Raw genomic sequence first — 20,758 nt, forward strand, 5'->3', positions numbered from 1 at the left:
TTGAAAAAATTAGGTATCATCATATTATCTTTTTTCTTATTTGGGATTGGTATTTGTTATTGTCAAACTAATGATAATACAGTTACGGTAAATTCAAAAACTGAAAAAAAGCGTAAAAAGAAATACAAATTACCAAAAATAGATTTATCACATTGGAAAGTGACAACACCAGCGGGAACAGGTAAAAAACCGCTGGAGGTGTTACCGCCAGAAATATTTGATTACGCAACAAATGAAGACTTAAAACCGTATATGTACAACGATTCTGTACGTGGTGCCATCGTTTTCTATGCATATCCAAGTAAAGCCACTACGGCAAATACCAAATACTCACGCTCAGAATTGAGAGAGCAAATGGAACCTGGTAGTAACAATGTCAATTGGACATTCAAGCAAGGTGGAATAATGAAAGGTAAATTGGCAATTGATGAGGTTTCTCGTGATGATGAAGGTAAATATCATAAAATTATCATCATGCAGATTCACGGTCGTTTAACCAATGAACAACGAGATTTAATTGGTCAAAAGGACAACAATGCGCCACCAGTACTAAAAATTTACTGGCAAAATGGTAAAATTCGTGTCAAAACTAAAGTCTTAAAAAATCTGAATGCAACTGAAACAGAATTACTGCATGAAGATGCTTGGGAAGATGACAAAGGATACACATTCAAAGAAAAAGTAGGCTTTAAAAAATTTAGACTCGAAGTAAGAGTCAGTGAAGGAAAAATGACTGTAGTATTAAACAATAACGAATTCAAAACCTATGAAAACATTCACATGAGAAAATGGGGAATCTTTGAAAATTATTTCAAAGCAGGAAACTACTTTCAGTCACGTGATGAAGGTTCATATGCAAAAGTTCGATACTACACGTTAGAAGTAACGCATTAATAACGAAGTTAATTTATATTTGAATAGAAGCTTTTTAATTGGATTTTACTGATCTATAGCAGATCAGTAAAATTCATGTAAAGATTTCACAAATTGTTAACGTATATTCACTATTAATTTTTAAATTTAACATACAAAATCTGGTTAACCAATTACAGCTACTTACGTATGAAATTAGATATCTTAACAAAAACAGAAACACTTGACATCCAAAAAACGATTATCTCAAAAATCAGAGACTTAATCAATGCCAAAAATTTGGAGCCAGGTGACAAACTTCCCTCAGAACGTATGTTATCTGAAAAGTTTGAAGTAACACGTAGCAATGTAAGAGAAGCAATTCAAAAACTTGAATTCTATGGTTTATTAAAATCTATTCCACAAAGCGGAACCTTTGTAGCAAACATTGGAGTCACCGCAATGAATGGAATGATAGAAGATATCTTACGTTTAGAAGAACCAGATTTTAAATCGTTGGTAGAAACTAGAATTTTGTTAGAATTAAAAACAGCACGACTAGCAGCTTTGCGAAGAACTGACGACGATCTTTTAAAAATGAAAGAAGCCTTAGATGCTTATACAGAAAAAGTACTCAATGGTGAAGATGCAGTGCAAGAAGATTTACTATTTCATTTGGCTATTGCCAAAGCTAGTGGAAACAGTACGATGAATACATTCATGCTAATCATTACACCAGAAATAATTACAAACTTTGAAAAATATCACGTGTGTGATAAAGGCTTAGCTCAGTCTGGAATTATTGAACATCAAAGTATCTTTGATGCAATAAAAGATCAAAAACCACAATTGGCAAAACAAAAAATGAAAGAACACTTTAGTGTATTGTATCAGTACTGTTACAATATCTAAAAAAAATACCCAGTTTTGAAAATGCACGAATTCAAAACTGAAAAAAATATGGAGGGAAGTAATTTTATACAGAAAAATGTCATGCACATTTCTTCTCGTTAAATTACACACAACATCGAGCAAATTTGCTTAAAAATCTACATACAAGCACTTGTATCTTCAAGGAGTTTGTATCTATGAATCATAAAATATGAAAATAAAAGGTCTCAGATGGTGGATAATAGGCTTAGTATGTCTTGCTACCATTATTAACTATATTGATAGATCTGCATTAGGAATAATGTGGCCAGAAATGAGTAAAGACTTAGGGCTTACAAAACAAGACTACTCCTGGATAATCAACATCTTTACCGTCACGTATGCGGCGGGTAAATTTATCTCAGGAAAAGTATATGACAAAGTAGGTACAAAAATTGGTTTTGTACTATCTATCTTTTTCTGGTCGTTGGCTTCTGTATTACACTTCTTTGCAAAAGGAGCTGCATCACTTGGAATTTTTAGAGGATTACTAGGTGTTGCCGAAGCAGGAAATTGGCCAGGAGCAGTAAAAAACAATGCAGAATGGTTTCCAATAAAAGAACGTGGCTTAGCACAAGGAATTTTTAATTCTGGAGCAGCAATAGGATCCATTGTAGCTGCGCCAACGGTATCTGAACTATTTGGAGCTTACGGCTGGCGAGTAACATTTATCATTATTGGTGTATTAGGTTTTCTATGGATAATTCCATGGGTAATCTTCAATAAAACTCAACCAAAAAATCATCCTTGGATTACCGAAGAAGAAAAAGTACATATAGAATCTGGACGATTGGAAAGTCGTAAAAATGTAGAAGATGATAAAAGCCTAACAGTCATAGAAATTCTATCCAAAAAAGAATCTTGGGGCGTAATTGCAGCGCGATTCTTTATCGAACCTATTTGGTGGCTATTTGTATTTTGGATGCCTATATATCTATTTGATGAATTCGGATTCGATGTTAAGAAAATTGGACTATACGCATGGTTTCCATATGTAGGAGCTATGATTGGTAGTCTAGCTGGTGGTTGGTATGTAAAACAATTAATGAACAAAACGACACTTGACAAAGCTCGAAAAAAAGTGATTGCCATCGGCGGAATCATTATTTTCTTAGGAATCATTGCAGCGATACTCTTTGCAGATACACCAGAAAAATTTGTCTCCTTTGTATTTATTGTATTATTTGGATTCCAATTTTCAATCAGTAATATCCAAACAATTCCGAGCGACTTGCTAAATGGAAAATCAGTAGGGACTCTAGCTGGTTTGGGCGGAAGTATTGGTGCTGTTTCAGTAATAATAATGAACTGGTTAATTCCAATTATTACCAAAGAATCTTATACGCCAGCATTTATCATACTAGCAATACTAGCGCCATTAGCAGTATTGTCAATTTACCTTTTAATTAAAGAAATAAAACCTGTAGAAAACAACATAAACTAAACAAAAAAACATTTTAATATGAATAACAATAAAGGAAAAGTTGCCATCGTTACTGGCGCCACTGGTGGAATTGGTTTCGAAGTAGCAAAAAGATTAGGTAACGACGGATATACCGTAATTTTAAATGGAATAGACGATGAAGCAGGTGCTGAAAAACTTAAAGAATTAACAGACGCAGGAATAACTGCAGAGTATTATAGTTTTGATGTAACGCAAGAAGATCAAGTAACAGAAAACATTACCAAAATCGGAGAAAAATATGGTAAAATAGATGTGCTTGTCAACAACGCTGGTGGATTAGGTGGAAGGTCTCGATTTGAAGAAATGACAACAGAATTCTACCGTTTTGTCATGGCATTAAATCTTGATTCAGTATTTTTTGCTTCCAGAGCAGCAATACCATTTCTGAAAAAAGGAGAACATCCTTCTATCATAAACTATACATCAAATGCAGGATGGACAGCAGGTGGACCAGGTGCAGGAATCTACGGAACATCAAAAGCAGGTGTTCACGCAATTACAAGAGCATTGGCTAAAGATTTAGCTGAGTACGGAATTCGTTCTAATGCAGTATCGCCAGGTACGATTGATACACCATTTCACGCACAAATAAAATCAACAAAACCAGAAGTTTTCGCTTCTTGGGCAAACAATATTATGTTAGGACGATTAGGGCAACCAGAAGATGTAGCTGGTGTTATTTCATTCCTAGCAAGCAAAGATGCTTCTTTCATAACTGCAGAAACGATCCAAATTGGTGGAGGACAAGCGTTAGGAATCTAGCATACAATACAAATTTTATTTTCAAAATGAATAGGCGTTATTGTTTTTATACAATAGCGCTTATTTTTTTTGAGAAGAATCACGCTCAATCAACTCAGCATCCAAAATAATTTTATTCAATGTCTGTTTTACCGTTTCCATCTTCACACGTTCCAAAAAAGTTTTGGCAGCCAACTGACCTATTTGTGCACTATGCTGATTAATACTTGTAATAGTAGGTGTAACAAGTGAAGTAAAAGGTTCATTCCCAAAGCCAACCAAACATATATCATTAGGAACACGTATATTTTTTTCTTTCAACAATTGCAGTGCACCCAAAGCAGCATAATCACCCGCAATATACACGGCATCAGGAGGATTTTCTAATGCTAATAACTCTTGCATTTTTTGCTTTCCGTTTTCTAAAGTCAAACTACTTTCAATCAATAAATCATCATCATGTGGTAAATTATGCGCGTGTATAGCATCAATATAACCTCTAATTCTATTATTAAAAATGCGCGTATGTCTAAAACCGCCAATATGCGCAATACGTTTGCATCCTTTAGAAATAAGGTGTTCAACAATCATAAAACTACTATCATAATCATTAATTCCTATATAATCAACATTCAAATCATTCTCACCTCTGTCAAACAATATCAAAGGAATTCCCTTAGATTTTATTTTTTCATAATATGACAAATCAACAGTTTCATTCGCCATAGAAGCGATAATTCCGTCAACTTGTGTAAAAAGTAGTGTGTCAATATTATTGCATTCTTTTTGAAACGATTCGTTGGATTGTGTTATAATAATATTATAGCCTTCCTTATTCAGTACTTCCTCAATATTCTGAATAACGGATGAAAAAAAGTTACTACTCGTTCTAGGAACAATTACACCAACTAAATTACTTTTGCCTTTTCGCAATGCACTCGCTAAATGATTTGGCTGATAATTTAGTTCCTTGGCAACACGTTTTACCGCAGTTTTCGTTTTTTCACTTATTCTAGAATCATTATGAAGTGCTTTGGAGACTGCTGCGGGCGAAATATTCAAAACATTAGCAATGTCTTTTATCGTAGTTCTTTTTTTTTTCACGTAGTTTTTTATATATTTGCTTAAACGTTTAAGCAAAAGTAGCTTTTTTATAGTAAATAATCAAAACAAACCAGTTTTGATTTATTTTTTAAACTTTGGTTAAACGTTTAAGCAAAAAAAGAATTTTAACAACTTAAGACCATAAAATCATGAGTAAAGTAGTCACTTTTGGAGAAATTATGCTTCGTTTAGCACCTCCAGGATTTTTAAGATTTTCTCAAACAAATAGCTTCGACGTCGTATACGGTGGAGGAGAATCTAACGTAGCTGTATCACTTGCCAATTATGGAGTAGATGTAGACTTTGTAACGCGTTTGCCTGACAATGATATTGGACATTGTGCCATGATGGAAATGAGAAAACGCGGCGTTGGTGTCAATAAAATTGTTTGGGGAGGAGATCGTTTAGGAATCTATTTCTTAGAAACTGGAGCCGTAAGTAGAGGAAGCAAAGTTGTCTATGACAGAGCACATTCTGCTATAGCTGAAATAAAATCAGGAATGATTGATTGGGACGCTGTATTTGAAGGTGTAGAATGGTTTCACTGGACAGGAATTACGCCAGCAATATCACAAGGAGCAGCAGATGTTTGCCTAGAAGCAGTAAAAGCAGCAAGTGCCAAAGGAATTACCATTTCTACAGACTTAAACTATAGAGCAAAACTTTGGAAATATGGTGGAGATCGTGAAGCAATCATGACAGAATTAACGTCGTACTGTGACATCATCTTAGGAAATGAAGAAGACGCAGAAAAACACTTCGGAATTCATCCAGAAGGATTAGATGTACACAAACATGGGCATGATGTAAAAGCAGAAGCATTTCTTTCAGTATGTAAGCAAATGATGGAAAAATTCCCAAGAGCCAAAAAAGTAATTACAACTCTAAGAGGTTCTATATCAGCTTCCCATAACACTTGGGCAGGTGTTTTATATGATGGTTCAACAATGTATGAAACACGACAATATCAAATTACAGATATCGTAGACAGAGTAGGTGGTGGAGATTCGTTTATGGGCGGATTAATCTACGGATTGCTAAAATATCCTGAGGATGACCAAAATGCGTTAGACTTTGCAGTAGCAGCTTCCTGTTTAAAACATACAATCAAAGGAGATGCAAACCTATCAACTATTGCAGAAGTAGAAAAATTAATGGGCGGAGATGCCTCAGGAAGAGTCGCTAGATAAAAAGCACAAAATAAAATACACAAATGGCACAATTTTCAAGAATAGAAGTAGCACAAGTAATGAAAGAAACCGGATTAGTTCCGCTATTTTTCAATGACAATATAGAAATAAGCAAAAAAGTTCTCAAAGCCTGTTACGATGGTGGCGCTCGATTGTTAGAATTTACAGCACGTGGCGATTTCGCTCACGAAGTTTTTGGTGAATTGACAAAATATGCGGTTGCAGAACTTCCCGGAATGATTATGGGAGTTGGCTCTGTAACAGACGCCGCCGCTGCTTCAATATATATGTCACTTGGTGCTAATTTTATTGTAACACCAGTATTGCGAGAAGATATTGCGGTTGTGTGTAATAGAAGAAAAGTACTATGGTCACCAGGTTGCGGTTCGTTAACAGAAATTACAAAAGCAGAAGAACTAGGTTGTGAAATTGTAAAACTATTCCCAGGCGGAATTTACGGACCTAATTTTATCAAAGCTATTAAAGGTCCGCAACCTTGGACAAGTATTATGCCAACAGGTGGAGTTGCTCCAACACAAGAAAACTTAGAAGGTTGGTTTAATGCTGGTGCCACATGCGTCGGAATGGGCTCAAAACTCATTAAAAAAGAGGCAAATGGCGAATATGACCTAGAAAAAATAAAAAACACAACACAAAATGCACTTCAGATAATAAAAGCAGTACGATCATGAATACCCCAGAATCTGCCATCACACTAAAAGAATTATCACAACTCTCAGGATTTTCAATCTCTACGGTGTCAAAAGCGTTAAATGATAAATTTGACATCAGTCCTACGACACGCAAAATGATAAAAAAAATAGCTGTAAAGTATAATTACGTACCTAATAATTATGCAGTTGCTTTACGAAAAAAACAAACCAAAGCCATTGCGATTATCATTCCACGAATCAATACCACATTTTACAGCTGTTTTTTGCATAATATAGAAAAAGTAGCTTCAAAATACGGATACCGTATAGTGTTGTTTCAATCGTTTGCAGAAACAAAACGAGAAAAAGAATGTTTAAAAAACATCAATGATGGCAGTGTTGATGGTGTAATTATGCTCTCTACTAATGCATACAAAGAAACGATCAGTGTAAAAGAAAATATACTTCCTGTAGAGCACATTGAAGTATCTGAAACGCTACAAAATGACAAATTCTTCAAAGAAAAATCAATTTCAGGGTTTAAAAATTTATTACAAAGAATAAGTGCTTAAATTTTAAAAACAATAAAAGTACAATTTTACAAATCATAGGTGATTGATTGTCTGAAAACTACAAAAATACATTCAGATTAAAATTGAATGTATAATTTTTAAGAAAACTAACAAAAACTGTTATTTTCTTCCAAAATTTCCACAAATTTATCTCAAATAGTTACAAATAATTCACGTAAGAAAAAGCTGTTTTTTTTGAAAAATTACAGAATATTCTCCCGTGTATTCATCCTGTGTATTGTGGGATTTTTCTAGTGTTTACGCAGTCTCATCTGCGAATTTGATATCTGTAGGGTAAAAGCTTACTTATTTTATGGCTTACCCATATTTAGTATCTACTATATTTCATATTTTTGTTACAAATGTAATTCTTAAAAAAATGTTAATTAGAAGCGCTAGTTGCTAATTGACCAAGCGAAGCTGTATAAAAAAAGCATATACAATCTAAAATATTTTCGCTTATCTTACCCTTATACCCCCAGTTAATATTTAGTTAGATCATTGAGTAAATCAAATAAACGAATCTAAATACTAAAACACAATGTCTTTTTCGCAAAATGACGGAATAAAAGTAGCGACCCAACCAGTCAAAAGAAAATTAACTGTACCTTCCAAAAATCGTAATTGGTTTGTTCTCTATACAGCTCCTAGAGCAGAAAAGAAAGCAAAGCTGGAACTCGAATATCGAGGATATGAGGTATTTCTTCCAATGACTAAATCATTAAGAATATGGAAAAATCGTCAAAAAAAGCTTATTGATTCCGTACTCTTTCCAAGCTACATTTTTGTTAAAACTGACGAACGGTATCTTGCTGAAATATGCAGGATTAATAAAATTGCAACTTATATACATTGCGGAGGCAAACCCTGTAAGGTTTCTCCTGAATGTATTGAAGCAATTAAATGTATGCTAAGTATGGATCAAGAAATTTCCGTTGGAAATGATTTCATAGAAGGTGAATCAGTCCGGATCGTAGAAGGTCCACTTGCGGGTTACAATGGCGTACTTGTTCAGCAAAAGTCAAAAACAAAATTCGGGATACATCTGAAAGAGATAAATCAGGTGGCTTCCATAGAAATATGCACGAGTGCATTAGAAAAATTCTAAAAAAAACTTCCACAACCCATCTAATCAAATTTTTAATTTTTTCGTAACACTATACCTAATTGAGCGTAAAAACCGCTCATGCAATGGTTGTAGAAGTTGATTATATGCGAATTAATATTAGGGTACAATAAAAAAACAAATCATTTATTCACAATTTGAAAAGAATGAATCAAAAAGAAAAATTACTAGAAACTACAGAATCGTATTTGTGTTCACTAATTTCTGATGTAGCAGATTTGCCAATCACAACTAATGATGCATCAACTCCTTTTTTAGAACTGGGGATTGACTCATTTCGTGTATTGCAAATCATAAAGAAGCTAGAAGAAGACTTTGGAACACTACCAAAAACACTGTTGTTTGAAAACTTTAATATTAGTGACCTTAGCAACTACTTTGTGGAAACCTATGCATCTATATTGACCGCTAAATTTTCCAATACAGGAAACGCCAAAAAAATAGTTGTGAAAAAAGCGAAATCTCCAGAAGTAAAAAAACAAACTAAAACACCACAAAAACCAGTAAGGGTTCAAGAGGAGAAAAAAATAAGCGCACCGCAAAAAGTAGTGGAAGCTACACCAACAAAAAAAATTGTAAAAAAGCAAACACTCATTCGAAGACCAATCATCATCTCAGAAAAAGAGTTGATGACACACAAAGACTTAAAAGACTGGTATTTATCCATCTTTGAAGAACACAAAAATGAAAGTTCTACCTCAAGAGGAACACGAAATATAGCACCATTACTATTCATTGGAAGCGAACGAAAAGGATATCTAAACTACAGCAAAAGTGGAAACATCATATTAGTATACGCGTATACAGGACCACGATCGTACCTAACTACAATTGCCGAAGAAATCACACAATACTGTGAAGACAATGGTTTTGAAATCACCATCTTATCCGATCATGCAATCGAATCCATCAACGACACAGCATTCTACGCAACACCTTTTGGTGTCATTTCTAGGGTTGAAAACATGCAAAAATTTTCGCTAAGCGGAAGTAAAATGCGTCGTTTGCGTTATCAAGTTTCAAAATTTGAAAAAACGGGTGACTGTAAAACGGTTGAATACACCAACGGAACCGACAAAAAAACAGACAAAGAAATTGTTCGATTGATCGATGAATGGTCTGCCGCAAGAACCATGGTAAATCCGTTGATTCATATCGTAAGAGAAGAAATCCTCAAAGGAAAACTAAACAAAGAACACCGATTATTTCTAACATATTTAGATGACAAGCTCCAAAACGCAATTCTAATCTCAAAACTATCAGACGAACTAAATGGCTATCTGATGGATTTAGAATTCTATCCAACAGACATGCCACTTGGCGGATTGGAATACGGAATCGTGAAAATGATGGAAGCCTTGGCGAGCGAAGGTTCAAACATGCTCAGTCTTGGAGGAACCTACGGTTGTAAAATAGAAGAATCTCAAAATGCAGATCCTGAACTAGAAAAAACACTCGATTTCCTTCGCGAAAGCAAAATCTTTAATGATGAAGGAAACCTGCAATTCAAAAACAAATTCCGACCAAAACATCAAACAATATTTATCTGTAGACCACAAGCAATCAGTAATGCCGACAATGTAACCGACATTATCATGATGATTGCCGATCCTTCAAAAGCAGATGCTGAAGCTACAACAAAAAGCACCTACGAACAACTTACGATCAAGATGTCAGTATCGGCAGAGAAGGACACAAAAGAAGAAAAAACTACAGAAAACAACCTGCAAAACGAACCTACAACAACAGTTCAAGTCACTACAGACGAAACTGTAATGATTGAAGGCAATGAATACTCGCAACTATTGGCAGCACACGGATACAATCCGTTAAACATTCCAAATGCCGACGTAACACACGATCTTAAAACAGATTCTTGGGCACAATTGGACTCAAAAGCCATTGACGCGCAACTCAATTTTCTATACTCACAAATATACAAGGCAACCGACATTTCAAAAAGTCTGCAAACGGTTTTTCCGTTTACAAATGTTGCGCTCACTACTTCTGGACGAGATGCCGAAAAAGTATTCTTCCAATCGTGGGACAACAAAGGAATTGTATTGCAAAACCTACTATTTCCAACAGCGATATACAGTGAAATTCAAAATGGTTTCACACCAAGAGAAATTCCAAGTAACGAAGTATTTGATCTCAACTCAGAAGTGCGTTTCAAAGCAAATCTTCACTGGGAACAATTAGTCTCTTTAGTTGAAAAAGAACACGAATCGCTCGCTTTTGTAGCTATCGAAATTTCTAACAATGCCGCTGGCGGCGCTCCAATATCCATTGCACATCTTACAAAAGTCAAAGAACTACTCAAAAATTACAACATTCCATTAATAATGGATGGTACGCGTGTATTAGAAAACGCCAAATTTGTCATTGAAAATGAAAAAGAATATGCAGGCAAAACCATTTGGGAAGTTGCTCAAAAAATCTATTCATTTGCAGATGCAGTTTGGGCAAGCTTACCAAAAGATTTTTGCGTAAACAAAGGTGGAATCGTTGCTACAAATGACGAAAACCTATTTCATAAAGTACAAGATGCCATTGAAGATGAAGGTGTAGGACTAGACATCATCGACAAAAAACTCATCGCGACTTCTTTCGAAAACAAACAAGTCATTGAAAAACGCATTACCAACCGAATGGAATGTGTACAAATCATTCACAAAGCATTAAAAAATCAGGGAATTCCTGTAATCAATCCAGTAGGAACACATTGCGTACTCATAGACGTAAAACAAATTCCTCAATTCAAAAACTTCAAAAATCCAGCAATATCTTTCACGGCTTGGTTATACGTAAATACGGGAATTCGCGGAAGTGTACACAATGCAGGAATGCAAAGCAATTCGGCAATCAACGAAGTCGTACGCTTGGCAATTCACGTTGGAATGGAAACGAACGAAGCTACTGAAATCAGTCAAAAATTAGTACAACTGTTTCAACAAATGGAAAACATTCCTGAGCTTGAAACAAAAGGAACTCCAGAAACATTTGGAACCATAAATGCCAAATATCAACTAAAACAATTCCACAACCCAACTAATACAATTGTTGCTGTTAATGACGTTGAAGTGTCGGAAGACGTTACTGAGTTTGCTTCTACCGCTTCCGCAGAAAGTACAAACGAAGCAACCATTTCAGCATCACAACAACAGCCAGCAAAAAATACAAACTACAAACATCAAGACATTGCCATCGTGGGAATGTCGGGAAGATATCCAAAAGCAAAAAACCTAGACAAACTTTGGGAAAACCTTCTAGCAGGAAAAGACTGTGTCGAAGTGATTCCAGAAGAACGATTAGCACAACGAAAAAATACCAAATTCACAAAAAAATACCGTGGAGGTTTTCTTGAAGACGTAGACAAATTTGATTCTATGTTCTTCAACATTCCGCCAGCAGTAGCAGAAATGTTTGATCCGCAAGAGCGATTACTGCTAGAAACGGCTTGGGAATCAATAGAAGATGCAGGTTACTATCCTGAAATCCTCACACCAGAAAACACACCAAAAAACATTGGAGTCTTTGTAGGTGCCGTTTGGACAATGTATCAAATGATTGGCGCCGAAGAAAAATTAGTTGGTCACGATACCAATCCAAACTCATTCCTGTGGAGTGTTGCCAACCGAATTTCATACTGTCTCAACCTTTCAGGACCAAGTATGTCGGTTGATACAGCGTGTTCATCAAGTATGACAGCTTTATACTTGGCATGCGAATCTATCTACAATGGAGAATGCTCAGGTGCAATTGTTGGTGGTGTAAACTTAGACTTACATCAAAGTAAATTTGACATCAATTCCTTTGGAGGTGCACTCTCACCAGATGGCGTTTGTCGTACATTCGGGAAAGGAGCCAACGGATATGTTGCTGGAGAAGGTGTAGGAACCATCTTCATCAAACCATTAGCACAAGCAGAAAAAGATGGCGACAACATCCACGGAATCATCAAAAGTGTATCGGTAAATCATGGTGGTCGTACAAGTGGTTACATGGTGCCAGATCCAAAAGCACAAGCTAATTTGGTAGTAACAGCTTTAGAAAAAGCAGACATTGATGCAAGAAGTGTTGGTTACATAGAAGCTCATGGAACAGGAACAGAATTAGGAGATCCAATAGAAATCTCAGGACTCAAAAGAGCCTTTGACAAATATGATGTTGCCAACCAAACCGTAGCAGTTGGTTCGGTAAAAACAAACATTGGTCACTTAGAAGCTGCGGCTGGAGTTGTAGGAATTCACAAAGTACTCTTGCAAATGAAGCACAAAAAACTCGTGCCTTCATTGCACTCCACAGAACTCAATGAATTCATTGACTTTGAAAATTCTCCATTCTACGTAGAACAACAAGTAGAAGAATGGAAACCAAAAATAATAGATGGTGAAGAATTTCCGCTTCGTGCGGGAATCAGCTCGTTTGGAGCAGGTGGCGCAAATGCACACGTTATCATCGAATCATACGAACGAAAAGAAACTACTGTAGCAGAAGAAGGATATCAAATATTTCCACTATCTGCGGTAAAAAAGGACAGACTCAACGCTGCTGCAGAACGTTTACTAAACTTCTTAAAAGATGATGGAAACAAAGAAATAAGTCTTGTAAACATTGGACATACGCTTCGAGTTGGAAAAAAATCCTTTGAGCACAGACTCATCATCATTGCAGAAACCAAAGAAGAACTCATTGAAAAACTCACACTTTTCATTGAAGATAAAAAAGATCAAAATATCCTTACTGGAGTTGTTGAAAAAGTAGGAAACATTGCCAAACTACTCAACAAAAACGAAAAGAAAGCCTTCATAGAACTCATTGCAGAAAGTGGCGATCTTCACAAAGTAGGTCAGCTTTGGATTGAAGGAATCATCAACGATTGGCAAGCAATTGCAAGCGACAGTGATGCCAAAAGAGTTTCCTTGCCAACCTATCCATTTGCAGACAAACGCCATTGGGTTGAAAGAACGGACAACGAAGCTGTTGTTGGAGTTTCAAGCATCAATCATCCAATGATTGACGCCAACGAATCTACTTTTGAGCGTCAACTATTCAAAAAGACATTTCACGATCAAGAATTCTTCATTTATGACCATTTAGTATCAGACATTCCTACATTGCCAGGAGTTGCTTACTTAGACTTTGCTCGAAAAGCAGGAGAATTGGCGGCAGGAAGAAAAGTAAAAGCCATCAAAAATATCATTTGGCTAAATCCGATTACGGTAAACGATTCCCAACCAACAGATGTTTGGATTGAATTACTTCCGCAAGCAGGACAAATTGTAAAATTTGAAGTATTTAGTAAAAACGAAGCAGGCGACAAGCAATTACACTCGCAAGGAAAACTAACCTACGTTGAAGCAGAGGAAGTAGAAGCTGCAACTGAATTTATAGACGTAAAAGGAATTCAAGAACGTTGTGCAAAAGTAGCAAATGGCGACCAAGCTTATCCAGAATTCCACAAACTAGGTTTAGGATTAGGACCAAGTTTCCAAGTATTGCAAGAAGTCTACAAAAATGATGACGAAATGCTGGGAATCATGAAAGTACCAGACGTTTGTGAAAATGAATTCAAAGATTACCTATTGCATCCTTCGTTACTTGATGGCGCAGGACAAACGGTAATGGCAGCACACTTACTTTCGGCAAGTGAAGAATCATCCGAAGGATTATTTGTACCATATTCGTTTGGAGAAGTTGAAATATTTCATCCGTTAGTAGAAAACTGTTACAGTTACATTCAAAAAGTAGACGAACCAAATTCAAATCTATCAAAAGCCAATCTGACGATCACAGATGAAAATGGTAAAGTATTGGTGAAAATCAAAGATTCTGTTGGAATTCCATTAACAGATATCCATGAAAAACCAGCAGACATACCAACAACAGGAGAAGCAACTGAAGTAGACGAATTTACAGACTTATATTACACACATATTTGGGAAGCATCTTCTGTAACGAAAAATGCAAAAGAACTAGATACAAGCAAAAGTATTGTTGTATTTGATACGGATGAAAAACTATTCAATAGTTACAAAAAGGATACAAAAACACCTGTCATATTAGTACAACAAGGAAAAGCGTTCCAAAAAGTTTCTGACAATCAATTCACGATCAATCCAGAAAACAAAGAAGACTTTAACCAACTATTCACATCCTTACAAGAACAAGGAATTGGTTTGGATAAAATCTGTTACGGTTGGTCAAAAGATACCTTCAAAGAAGATGAAAAATCATTAGATAACGCATTAAAAACTGGAGTATACGCGTTTTTATATGTGTGTCAGGCAGTAATGCAGTTAAAATCTGAGAACAACATTTCAATTGCTTATTTCTATCACGGAGCTGAAAATGATGCACAACCACACAACGCAGCGATCAACGGTTTTGCAAAAAGTTTACACTTAGAACAATCGAGCATTAGTTGTAAAACAATTGAAATACTAGAAGTAGAAGACAGCTCAAAAATTGCAGAACTTGTCATTGCAGAACTACAAGAAGACACTGTAGAAGAATTGGCAGTTCGGTACGAAGGCGAAGAACGTTTCGTTAGAAAACTACAAAATATCGCAAATTGGCGTAAAAATAATACTTCCAACAACAAACAAGGTATCAAAGAAAAAGGAGTCTATCTCATTACAGGTGGCGCTGGCGGCTTAGGATTTATCTTTGCAGAATATCTTGCAAAAGAATGCAAAGCACGATTGGTATTGACAGGAAGATCAAAACTTTCAGAAGAAAAATCAGCCAAAATAGCAATACTAGAAGAATTGGGAGCAGAAGTATTATATGTAGCTTCTGATGTTTCCAAACTAAAAGATGTCAAAAAAGTCATCGCAGCAACCAAAAAGAAATTTGGTGCGATCAATGGAATTCTACACAGTGCAGGAGTCTTGCGCGATTCCAACATTCGCAACAAAACCATAGAAGAAATGCAAGCGGTATTTGCGCCAAAAATATACGGAGCTTATTACCTTGATACGTTAACAAAAGATACAGAACTAGACTTTTTCGTAACATTCTCCTCAATGGCAGCCGTTGGAGGAAACATGGGACAAAGTGATTACTCGTACGCCAACCACTTCATGGATACGTATGTTAAACGTAGAGAAGCATTGCAAGAAAAAGGACTACGATCAGGAAAATCACTCAGTTTAAACTGGTCAATTTGGGCAAATGGTGGAATGAAGCTAGATGCACAAATGGAAGCTTTCTTCAAAAATAGCTTAGGAATTCGTCCATTAAAATCTGAAATAGGAATTGGCACATTCACTCGCGGATTATTTGCAGAAGAAACACAAGTAGTTGTGGTGGAAGGTATGCAAGAGCGAATGGAAATTGCTTGGGGAATTCGTGAAAAAGAAGAAGAACCACAAACAGCAACAGGAAATGAAGCATCAACAAACGTTGCTACAACAGATGAAGCTAGTGGGGAAATTACAGGATTAGTCCGCCAAGATTTGATACAAATTGTAATGGACTTCCTAAAATTAGAAGAAGAAGATGTTGCGGTAGACAAAATACTACTTGACATTGGTTTTGACTCTATCGGACTCGCTTCGTATGCCAATGCGCTAAATGAAAAATACGGTTTAGACGTCATTACACCTGTATTATTCTTTGAATATCCATCTATCAACGAAATCACTAAATATTTAGTAAAAGACCATAGCGGAGCCGTTGCAAACACTTACAACTTGGCAGGCGGAAGCGCACCAGCTCAGGCAACTACTACAGCCCAAACTACTCCTGTAAAAGAAACAAAAGCGGAAACACCAGCATTTGCAGGAATCAACAAAGGTTGGAATGTAGATACTTCACAACCGCAAGCCGTGAATAACGCAACAGGCACAGGACTTTCTGTAGATTCTCGCTTTATTGACTGTCCGATTGCGATTGTTGGAATTGGTGGTGTGATGCCGAAATCGAAAAACATGCAGGAATACTGGGAAAATCTGAAAAATGAAGAAAATATGATTTCAGTAGTTCCAAGAGATCGTTGGATTTGGGAAGATTACGATGGTGATCCAATCACAGAAAAAAATAAAACAAACTCTAAATACGGTGGATTCATTGATGATGCCGATAAATTTGACCCTCTATTTTTTGGAATCTCTCCAAGGGAAGCCGAAATGATGGATCCGCAACAGCGCGTATTCCTAGAAACTGTTTGGAATACTATTGAAGATTCTGGCTATAAGGTATCTGACCTATCTGGAACAAAAACAGGACTCTTTGTCGGTGTTGCGGTTCATGATTATAGTGATTTGATGAATACGCTCAATGTAGAACTTGATGGCTATACAGCTTCAGGAAATTCACACTGTATCTTAGCAAATCGTATCTCATTCTTACTCAACTTACGAGGACCAAGCGCACCAATTGATACGGCATGTTCAAGTTCATTAATTGCGATTCACCGTGCAATAGAATCTATCCATACGGGAAGTAGCGACATGGCAATTGTTGGTGGAGTACAATTAATGATGACACCAGCCGCACATATTTCTTTCGGAATGGCAGGAATGTTAAGTAGCGATGGAAAATGTAAAACCTTTGACAAAGATGCCAACGGATATGTGCGTGGAGAAGGTTCGGGAGCAATATTCTTAAAACCACTAGCGCAAGCGGAAGCTGACAACGATCAAATTTATGCAGTTATCAAATCTACTTCAGAAAATCACGGTGGAAAAGCAACCATGCTAACGGCACCAAATCCGCATGCACAAGCAGAATTATTAGTGGAAGCGTATGAAAAAGGAAATATCGATCCAGCATCAGTTGGGTACATAGAATGTCACGGAACAGGAACAAGTTTAGGTGATCCGATTGAAATCAGAGCCTTAGCAAAATGCTTCAAAGAACTATACGGTAAGCACAATAAGCCAATTCCAGAAACACCACACATTGGACTAAGTTCTGTAAAAACCAATATTGGTCACTTAGAAACGGCTGCGGGAATCTCAAGTTTCTTAAAAGCAGTATTGGCAATAAAACACAAGCAAATTCCAGCGTGTTTACACTTTAATGAACTCAATCCCCATATCAGTTTTGCAGGAACGCCTTTCTACGTAGTTGATGAAACCAAACCTTGGGAAAGAATAAAAGGAGCAGATGGAAAAGAATATCCACGCAGAGCAGGAATCAGTTCTTTCGGATTTGGAGGATCAAACGCGCATGTCGTGATTGAAGAATACATTCCTAAAAAAGAAGAAAAACCAGTAGAATTTAAAAAGCCATTCCTATTTGTGCTTTCTGCTAAAAATGAAGACAGACTCAAAGCGTATGCAAGCAATATGCTGCAATTTGTAGAAAACAATGAAATCAGTCTGCTCAACCTAACATACACAACACAAGTCGGTAGAGACGAAATGAAACAACGTCTTGGAATCGCTGTAAATACAGTTGATGAACTCAAACAATTATTGACAGATTACATCAACGACAAAGACGTAGAAAATCTTTACACGGGGAAAGTCAACAAGAAAAATAAGGAAATAGTCATTCCAACAAGCGCAGAAGTTGATGCATTTATTTCAGCATATAACCATGAAGAACTCTTAAAAGCTTGGGTCGTTGGAGCTGAGGTAACTTGGAATAAAATTTACGGAACTCAAAAGCCAAAAAGAGAAAACATTCCAACCTATCCTTTTGCCAGAGAAAGTTATTGGTTTGACTTTGATGAGTCAAATACAAGCGGACAAGCTACAGCAAAACTGATGCATCCGTTATTGCACACAAATACTTCGGTATTAAAGCAGCAAGCGTACAGTTCAGTTTTTAATAAAAATGAATTTTTCTTATCCGAAGATGAAAATTCTACAGAAAAAGTTCTATCAATTGGGGCATTCTTAGAAATGGCAAATACCGCAGTAACACATGCAACCACAAATTCCCTTGATTTTAAAGCAGTAGCATTTAGAAACCTTCAATGGTTTAGTGCTTTCAACATTGCAGATGAAAAATCAATCTCTTTAGCACTGCGAGAAGAAAACGAAAATACTGTCGGTTTTGAAGCATTCAGCAAGGAAGACGATCAAGAAAATGTACACTTTGAGGGAATGGCACGACTTGATGTGATGACAAAATCCAAACAAATTGATATTGAGGTGCTTCAAAAGCAATTGGAAGATACTACAGCAACAAGCGAAGATTTTTTCAACACATTCAGACAACAAGGATTAAATGGATATACATATCCAAAAATTCAGCAAATTCATACGGGACACAAACAAATGTTGCTCAAAGTTGTCTTATCGGATGATCTGAAAAAAGATGCTTCAAAATACACCATTCATCCAGCAATGATCGAAGTAGCCTTGCATGCATCTGGTTTTATGATTGAACCAGATTATTACACAGAAAGTGCTCCACAACCAATAAAGTTAGAGCAACTCACGGTATTAGCACCATGCGAAGATGAAATGTCTATTTGGGTTCGTCATGCGAGAAACAGCAAACATAACGATGAAGAAATCGTATTAGATATTTATTTGCTAAACAGCAATGGTCAAATATGTATCTCGCTCAAATCATTGGTGTTTATGAATGAAGAATACAAACTGTACAACACACCAGAATCAATAGAATTTGAACAATATCTTGAATCCTTTTACAACATTACCTCCAATGGTTCCACAAAAAAATCATCGGATGATATTGCAGAAGAATTCAAAAAACTATTAGGGAAAGACTTCGATAAGCTTTCGTAAGAATCACAAAAAAGATTAAAAAATCACAAAAGAGTATACAATGATAAAATCATTTTTCTCCATAACCGTGTGTTTCTTACTATTTGCACACGTAAGTTTTAGTCAAACGCCAATACCTGAAAAGAAAAAGGATACGATTAAAAAACAACAAGGCGGAATCAATTTAGACATGTTGGATGGCGATATGTTCGATACAGGAACAGAAGAAGTTACGGTTGTAGAGAACAATCTTGACGAAGTAGAAACCAAAAAATCATTCTGGAAAGAATACGTATTCAGTCCATCACGATTAGGCGCAAGTTATGAATTCACCTATAACTTTACAGATCCAACGGAAGTCATCAAAAACAGATTTGCCTTTCGGATAGAATACTCAAAATTTCTATTCAACAATCTATTTGTTCAATTAGATACAAAATCGTTCATTTTTATGGATGGCGACAGTCGAAGTAGAGAATTGACCTATTTCAACAATGATGATTTTGAACGCGCAAATGTAGGATTTGGATCAATTACACGAAACGCATTCATACAGTACAGTTACAAACAAAGTAGCTTCAAAGTTGGTATACAAACCTTAGCTTGGGGAGAATCTGATTTTGCTGCGGTAACTGATGAAATCAATCCGTTTGACTTTCGAGATCCGTTAAACCTAAATATTGACGAATTGCGCGTTGGACAATTTATGGTTGGACTCAACTTTTACACATCCATCGGAAACTTTAGTAGTTTCTTTGTGCCAAACGCAAAATTCAACCTATTTCCTAAAGAAGGAACACGATTTTTTGAAGATCCTTTTGCAGGAACCGACATTGTAACACAAGAAGTTGATGATGGCAAAAACTCCATCGAATACGGATTTCGTTGGAAAAAAGCCTTCGAAAAAAGTGATGTAAGCTTAATAGTAACGAGTTTAATAGATAACAATCTCGCACAAGAACAAGTAAATCCAAACCTAGTATTGCTCAGAGAAAAACGATTTACTACGGTTGGAATGAGTTTTAACTATGCAATCGGGAATCTATTAATTAGAGGAGAAAATGCCATAAAATTTCCACGAACGTTTAACACAGCTTCTTTAGAACTTATAGAACGCAATGCATTTGATACTTCTTTAGGTTTTGAATACGGATTAAATAGTACAACAACCTTTACGCTCGAACTCGTAAACAATCACGTGATCGATTGGACAGAAGACATCGTTGGAGTTCCTAGAAACAACTTTACAGCATTCTTTGTCGTCGTAAAAGAACTGATGAAAAATAACTTGTCGCTGAATTACATTACCATGTACAACGGACCAAATACGACATTTTTTAATTTGCTCTCAGGCGCGTACAAACTCAACGATAACATGACGCTTTCGCTAGATGCAATCATACCCATAACAAATGACGAGCAAAGTGCTTT

Annotated in this window: 11 protein-coding genes; 10 read left to right on the plus strand and 1 reads right to left on the minus strand. The window is 36.2% G+C overall.

Annotated elements, in window-relative coordinates; all coding sequences use genetic code 11:
• From KAOT1_RS03925 to KAOT1_RS03940, 4 genes are all read left to right on the plus strand, one after another.
• Complete coding sequence (locus KAOT1_RS03925) at positions 1-894, plus strand: polysaccharide lyase family 7 protein (RefSeq protein ID WP_007093413.1); 894 nt, start codon at positions 1-3, stop codon at positions 892-894.
• 168 nt (positions 895-1,062) lie between these two features.
• Positions 1,063-1,764, plus strand: coding sequence for a FadR/GntR family transcriptional regulator (locus KAOT1_RS03930; RefSeq protein ID WP_007093414.1), 702 nt, complete (start codon positions 1,063-1,065; stop codon positions 1,762-1,764).
• A 190-nt stretch (positions 1,765-1,954) separates the two neighbouring features.
• Complete coding sequence (locus KAOT1_RS03935; RefSeq protein ID WP_007093415.1) at positions 1,955-3,226, plus strand: MFS transporter; 1,272 nt, start codon at positions 1,955-1,957, stop codon at positions 3,224-3,226.
• Positions 3,227-3,244: 18 nt separating this feature from the next.
• On the plus strand, positions 3,245-4,009 hold the full coding sequence (locus KAOT1_RS03940) for an SDR family NAD(P)-dependent oxidoreductase (RefSeq protein ID WP_007093416.1): 765 nt from the start codon (positions 3,245-3,247) through the stop codon (positions 4,007-4,009).
• Positions 4,010-4,069: 60 nt separating this feature from the next.
• Here KAOT1_RS03940 and KAOT1_RS03945 read toward each other — a convergent pair whose 3' ends face one another.
• The gene (locus KAOT1_RS03945; protein WP_007093417.1) at positions 4,070-5,092 is read right to left on the minus strand and encodes a LacI family DNA-binding transcriptional regulator; all 1,023 of its coding nucleotides are present in this window, start codon (positions 5,090-5,092) and stop codon (positions 4,070-4,072) included.
• A gap of 149 nt (positions 5,093-5,241) precedes the next feature.
• On the opposite strand from KAOT1_RS03945, the gene KAOT1_RS03950 reads away from it, so the two are divergent.
• The 6 genes from KAOT1_RS03950 to KAOT1_RS03975 form a co-directional block, all read left to right on the plus strand.
• The gene (locus tag KAOT1_RS03950) at positions 5,242-6,282 is read left to right on the plus strand and encodes a sugar kinase (RefSeq protein WP_007093418.1); all 1,041 of its coding nucleotides are present in this window, start codon (positions 5,242-5,244) and stop codon (positions 6,280-6,282) included.
• A 23-nt stretch (positions 6,283-6,305) separates the two neighbouring features.
• Positions 6,306-6,974, plus strand: coding sequence for a bifunctional 4-hydroxy-2-oxoglutarate aldolase/2-dehydro-3-deoxy-phosphogluconate aldolase (locus KAOT1_RS03955; RefSeq protein ID WP_007093419.1), 669 nt, complete (start codon positions 6,306-6,308; stop codon positions 6,972-6,974).
• Complete coding sequence (locus tag KAOT1_RS03960) at positions 6,971-7,507, plus strand: LacI family DNA-binding transcriptional regulator (RefSeq protein ID WP_007093420.1); 537 nt, start codon at positions 6,971-6,973, stop codon at positions 7,505-7,507. Before KAOT1_RS03955 ends, KAOT1_RS03960 begins: the two co-directional genes overlap by 4 nt.
• A gap of 541 nt (positions 7,508-8,048) precedes the next feature.
• Entirely contained in the window at positions 8,049-8,615 is a 567-nt protein-coding gene (locus tag KAOT1_RS03965; protein ID WP_007093421.1) for a UpxY family transcription antiterminator, read from the plus strand.
• A 164-nt stretch (positions 8,616-8,779) separates the two neighbouring features.
• Positions 8,780-19,348 (plus strand): SDR family oxidoreductase, encoded by a 10,569-nt coding sequence (locus tag KAOT1_RS03970; protein WP_007093422.1) that lies wholly within the window; start codon positions 8,780-8,782, stop codon positions 19,346-19,348.
• Positions 19,349-19,388: 40 nt separating this feature from the next.
• Positions 19,389-20,758: DUF1302 family protein (locus KAOT1_RS03975; protein WP_007093423.1), on the plus strand; the 1,370-nt coding region annotated here is incomplete at its 3' end.

The sequence above is a fragment of the Kordia algicida OT-1 genome (genome assembly GCF_000154725.1).
In the GTDB taxonomy this organism is placed as follows: domain Bacteria; phylum Bacteroidota; class Bacteroidia; order Flavobacteriales; family Flavobacteriaceae; genus Kordia; species Kordia algicida.

Excerpts from the sequence above, each read along its gene's own strand:
- KAOT1_RS03930 (WP_007093414.1), top strand. The coding sequence starts at position 1,063 with ATGAAATTAGATATCTTAACAAAAACAGAAACACTTGACATCCAAAAA.
- KAOT1_RS03935 (WP_007093415.1), top strand. The coding sequence starts at position 1,955 with ATGAAAATAAAAGGTCTCAGATGGTGGATAATAGGCTTAGTATGTCTT.
- KAOT1_RS03940 (WP_007093416.1), top strand. The coding sequence starts at position 3,245 with ATGAATAACAATAAAGGAAAAGTTGCCATCGTTACTGGCGCCACTGGT.
- KAOT1_RS03950 (WP_007093418.1), top strand. The coding sequence starts at position 5,242 with ATGAGTAAAGTAGTCACTTTTGGAGAAATTATGCTTCGTTTAGCACCT.
- KAOT1_RS03955 (WP_007093419.1), top strand. The coding sequence starts at position 6,306 with ATGGCACAATTTTCAAGAATAGAAGTAGCACAAGTAATGAAAGAAACC.
- KAOT1_RS03960 (WP_007093420.1), top strand. The coding sequence starts at position 6,971 with ATGAATACCCCAGAATCTGCCATCACACTAAAAGAATTATCACAACTC.
- KAOT1_RS03965 (WP_007093421.1), top strand. The coding sequence starts at position 8,049 with ATGTCTTTTTCGCAAAATGACGGAATAAAAGTAGCGACCCAACCAGTC.
- KAOT1_RS03970 (WP_007093422.1), top strand. The coding sequence starts at position 8,780 with ATGAATCAAAAAGAAAAATTACTAGAAACTACAGAATCGTATTTGTGT.